This is a genomic window from Nocardiopsis prasina DSM 43845, assembly GCF_000341265.1.
In the GTDB taxonomy this organism is placed as follows: Bacteria; Actinomycetota; Actinomycetes; order Streptosporangiales; family Streptosporangiaceae; genus Nocardiopsis; species Nocardiopsis prasina.
Genome location: NZ_ANAE01000124.1, coordinates 1 through 4479, shown reverse-complemented (window position 1 = coordinate 4479; position 4479 = coordinate 1). Strand labels below are relative to the sequence as shown.

3 protein-coding genes are annotated in these 4479 nt (G+C 71.5%); 2 read left to right on the top strand and 1 reads right to left on the bottom strand.

The window, feature by feature from the left end:
- The first annotated feature begins 80 nt into the window (after positions 1-80).
- A complete protein-coding gene (locus D452_RS0112500; protein ID WP_017544489.1) occupies positions 81-689 on the top strand; it encodes a dihydrofolate reductase family protein in 609 nt (202 codons plus the stop codon).
- Positions 690-1078: 389 nt separating this feature from the next.
- Here D452_RS0112500 and D452_RS0112490 read toward each other — a convergent pair whose 3' ends face one another.
- Positions 1079-3538: a glycoside hydrolase family 3 C-terminal domain-containing protein gene (locus tag D452_RS0112490; protein WP_017544487.1), complete on the bottom strand. Its 2460-nt coding sequence runs from the start codon at positions 3536-3538 to the stop codon at positions 1079-1081.
- Between the two features lie 163 nt (positions 3539-3701).
- On the opposite strand from D452_RS0112490, the gene D452_RS0112485 reads away from it, so the two are divergent.
- The gene (locus tag D452_RS0112485; protein WP_026129235.1) at positions 3702-4355 is read left to right on the top strand and encodes a TetR/AcrR family transcriptional regulator; all 654 of its coding nucleotides are present in this window, start codon (positions 3702-3704) and stop codon (positions 4353-4355) included.
- The last annotated feature ends 124 nt before the right edge of the window (positions 4356-4479 follow it).

Below are 4479 nucleotides of genomic sequence, written 5' to 3'. Positions count from 1 at the left end.
CTATGCGTGGAGTACTTTACTTGAAGTACTTCAAGCTTAGTGGTCACGTGGCCGCAGGAGTACCCCTACCAAGGAGACACATGCGAACCCTCACCTACTTCGTCGCGGTATCGATCGACGGCTACGCCTGTGGCCCCGACAACTCCCACGACTTCTACGAGGTACCCGACCCCAGTGGCGAGCTCGGCGACAACGGCCAGTTCCACGTCGACGAGTACCCCGAACTCCTTCCCACCGTGGCACGCGCCCACCTGGGTCTGGACGTTCCCAACAAGCACTTCGACACCATGCTCCAGGGCCGCGGCTCCTACCAGGTCGCCCTGGACGAGGGCGTGACCAGCCCCTACGACCACATGCGCCAGATCGTCTTCTCCCACAGCCTGCCCACCGACGTGGACCCCAACGTCACCGTCGTGGCCACGGACCCGCTGGAGACCGTCCGCGAACTCAAGAAGGAGGAGAGCCCCCTGGGGATCGTCACCGTCGGCGGCCCGGCCATGGCCGGATACCTGCTCCCGGAGATCGACGAACTCGTGATCAAGCGCTACCCCGTCGTCGCGGGGCACGGGCGCCCCCTCTTCGAGGGAGCGGCCTTCGCCCCCGCACGCTTCGAGCGGTTGAGCAGCACCACCTTCAGGGACGGCGCCGACTACACGCTCTTCCGCCGCCGCGTCCCCACTGCGGCGTGACCCCGGCGACGCCTACCAGGGCAACCGGAGTCGACGCATATTGCACGCGATCCCGGGCCCGCTCCGCCGGTGCCGACGGAGCGCGGAACGCCTGCCTCAGTGAGTCTGCGGCGCACGGGTAGTCTGGCCCCGCCCCCATCCCCCTCCTCCTGAGGCCTCGTGTCCCACTCCCCTCGGGGACACCACTCACAGCCGCCTCGCACCTTCGGCGCCGTCCTGTGGTTTCCTCTCGCCCGCTACGCCCGCAACCCGTTCCTCCTCTTCGCCACTACCGCCCTGCCCCTCGTCCCGGGCCAGTTGCTTGGCGCCTATCTCCTCCTGCGCAGGACCGAAGACGCCCGTGTGGTGGAGCTGGTTCCTTAGGGAAAACCTGCTGGGGGAAGGAGGGGTCAGCGCACGTCGAAACGGAGACGGTGCGCGATGGCACGGCTGGAGGAGCCCACCGCGAGGTGGTAGGTACCCTCCGGGGTGCGCCAGGACTGAGCTGCGGGATCCCAGACCGCGAGTCTGCGCGGTGGGACTTCGAGGCTGACCGTGACCTCCTCCCCCGGTGCGGCGCGCACGGAGGCGAAGGCGGCCAGGGAACGGACCGGCCGGGTTGGACCCCCTTCGGCGGGCGGCTCCACGTACACCTGCACCACGTGGCGTCCGGGCCGGGCACCGGTGTTGGTGAGGGTGGCCGTGGCGGTGACGGGCTCCGGGGCCAGGCCGTCGACCAGGGTCTCGGCCACGAGGGAGTCGGCGGCCAGTGCGGCGCCGGTGATCTCCCAGTCGGTGTAGCCGAGGCCGAAGCCGAAGGGGCGGTGGGGCTCCACACCATCCCGGTCGTAGGCGCGGTGGCCGACGAACACGCCCTCTTCGTAGGTGATCACGCCACCCACGGGGCGGGTGTCCATGATCGGGACGTCCTCGTGGTCGCGCGGCAGGGTCCAGGGCAGGCGGCCGGTGGGCTCGGACCGGCCGGTGAGGGTGTCCGCCAGGGCGTGGCCGTACTCGTGGCCGCCGAACCAGGACCACAGGACGGCGGGGACCTCGTCCAGCCAGGGCAGCAGGACCGGGGCTCCGGCGTTGACCACGACCACGGTGTTCGGGTTGGCGGCGCTCACCCGGCGGACCAGTTCGTCCTGGCTGCCGGGAAGGTCCAGGGTGGGCCGGTCGTAGCCCTCGGACTCGACTTCGTCGTTGGTGCCGACCACCACCACCGCGACGTCGGCGGCCTCGGCGGCGCGTACCGCCTCCTGGATCTCCTCCTCCACGGTCATCCCGGGGGGCTGGTGGCGGAGCTGGGCGATGACCGCCCGGCCGAAGCCGCCGAAGTCGCCGACCTCCATCTCCACTCGGATCCGGAGCGTGCGCGGCGCGCCCTCGGCGACCTCGATCCCCACGCGGGGGGCGTCGGGGTGGGAGTGACGGGACTCCAGGATGTCGTCGACCGAGGCCGGGGCCGCGCTCTCGCTGACGACCTCGCCGTCGATCCGGCTGGTGTGACGGCCCACGGCGGCGATCTCCACGTGGTGGGTGCCCGGCTCGGTGAGGGTGAGTTCGGCGTCCAGCACGGCGCACACGGCTTCCTTCGGCGCCCCCGCGTGCAGAGCTCCACCGGCGATCTCGGGCCCCTCCACTTTCGCCCCTGCGGCATCGAGCAGCGTCAGGGCGATCCCGGTGAGGCGCTGGTCCGCCACCACCGGCAGGTGGCGCCGCGGGTCGCCGCCGCGCACCAGGGTGAGTTCCACGTCGTCCGGCAGCGCCTCGCTCAGCCCCTCGGCTGGGCTGACCAGGTACTCGGAGTTCACGTGGGCGCTGCCTCCGCCCTGGGTGTAGGCGTCCACGGCGTTGGGGCCGATCAGCGCCACGCTACGGACCCGCTCGGCGGTGATCGGGAGGACGCCGCCCTCGTTGCGCAGCAGCACGTGGCCGCGTGAGCCGACCTCGCGCAGGAGGACCCGCTCGTCCTCGCCCTCCACCGCCGGGGAGGTGACGCGGTCGAGCTTGCCGACCCGCTCGGCCAGCAGCAGCAGGCGGGCGACCTTGTCGTCGATCACGGACTCGGGGACCTCGCCGGAGCGGACCGCCGCCACCAGGGCCTCGCCCCAGGGACCGCCGGGTCCGGGCATCACGAGGTCGGTCCCGGCGTTGGCCGACGGCGCGGTGCTGCGCGCGGCCGTCCAGTCGCTGCACACCACACCGTCGAAGCCGAGTTCGCCCTTGAGGAGGTCGGTGAGGAGTCCCCGGTGGTCGGTCATGCTGGCGGCCTCGGAGCCGTCGTCGACCCCGTTGTAGGCGGCCATGACCATCCAGGCCCCGGCGTCGACCACCGCTTGGAAGGGCGGCAGGTAGACCTCGCGGAAAGTGCGCTCGTCGATGCGGGAGTGGTAGGCGGTGCGCTCCCGCTCGGTCTCGTTCCCGATGAAGTGTTTGGGGCAGGCGCCCACACCCGCGCTCTGGAGGGAGCGGACGAAGGCGGCGCCGAGCTCGGCGGTCAGGAGGGGGTCCTCGGAGAAGCACTCGAAGTGACGGCCACCGACCGGGGAGCGGTGGAGGTTCAGCACCGGAGCCAGGACCACGTCGACGTCCTTGCGGCGGGCCTCGGCGGCGAAGAAGCGGCCCACGCGCTCCATGAGCTCGGGGTCCCAGGCGGCGGCGACCGCCGTGGGACTGGGCGTGCTGGCCGAGTGCTCGTCCTGGGTGGCCTCCGTGCCGCGCACCCCCGCCGGGCCGTCGGAGACGGTGATCGGCAGCAGACCCGCGTCCGCGTTCCCGTGCAGAATCCATCCGGTGCGCCCGGTGAGCAGGCGCACCTTGTCCTCCAGGGTCAGCCGTGCGACGCGCTCGATCGGTTCCGAAGCCATGGAGCCCCTTGTCCTGTGATCTGTGTCTCCTGCGCCGAGAGACTAGTTACTGAATGTTCATTAAGCAAGAGGGGAGCGGAAGTCTCGATAGCGTGGGGCTGGGCGGGCACCCCCCGTAGCCGGCCCGGAGTACCCGCGCGGTACGAGGAAGTGGAGAGCAGGCATGAGCGAGAGGACCCCCACGCGAACGCGTTCGGAGGAGGGGCGGCCGCCCGAACGCGCACCGCGCCGACGGGTGAACCGGCGCGAGCAGATCCTGCGTACCGCCGCCGACGTGTTCGCCTCCCAGGGCTTCAACAACACCTCCCTGGCCGACATCGCGGCGATGCTCGACATCACCCCTGCCGGGGTGCTGCACCACTTCGGGTCCAAGACCGACCTGCTCACAGCGGTGCTGGAGCTGCGCGACACCAACGACCCGGCCCCCGAAGGCAGCGGCATGCTCGACCACCTGGTCGCCACCGCCCGCCGCAACGCCGAGCGCCCGGGGACCACCCAGCTGTACGCGGTGCTCTCCGCAGAGAGCGCCACCGCCGAACACCCCGCACAGGAGTGGTTCCGGGAGCGCTACACGGTGCTGCGCCAGGAGGTGGAGGAGGCGGTCCTGGACCGGCTCGGCCCCGAGCACCGGGAGTCCGCGAGCACGCCGGGGCCGCACGGCCACTCCCCCGCCAGGTCGGCAGCCACGGCGGTGCTGGCCGCCATGGACGGGCTCCAGGTGCAGTGGCTGCTGGACCCGGAGGCGGTGGACATGGCCGCCGTCACCGAGCTGGTGGTAGACGCCGTCGTCGCCCGGCTGAGCCGTTCCGAGCCCTGAACGACGATCCCCCGGCAGCACGAAGGGCGTCACGGTGCCGCTGGCACCGTGACGCCCTGGGTTCGTCCGAACTACCTCACTGCACGGGTCCCGCTACAGGTCCTCGCCGTGCACGGAGCCGGGG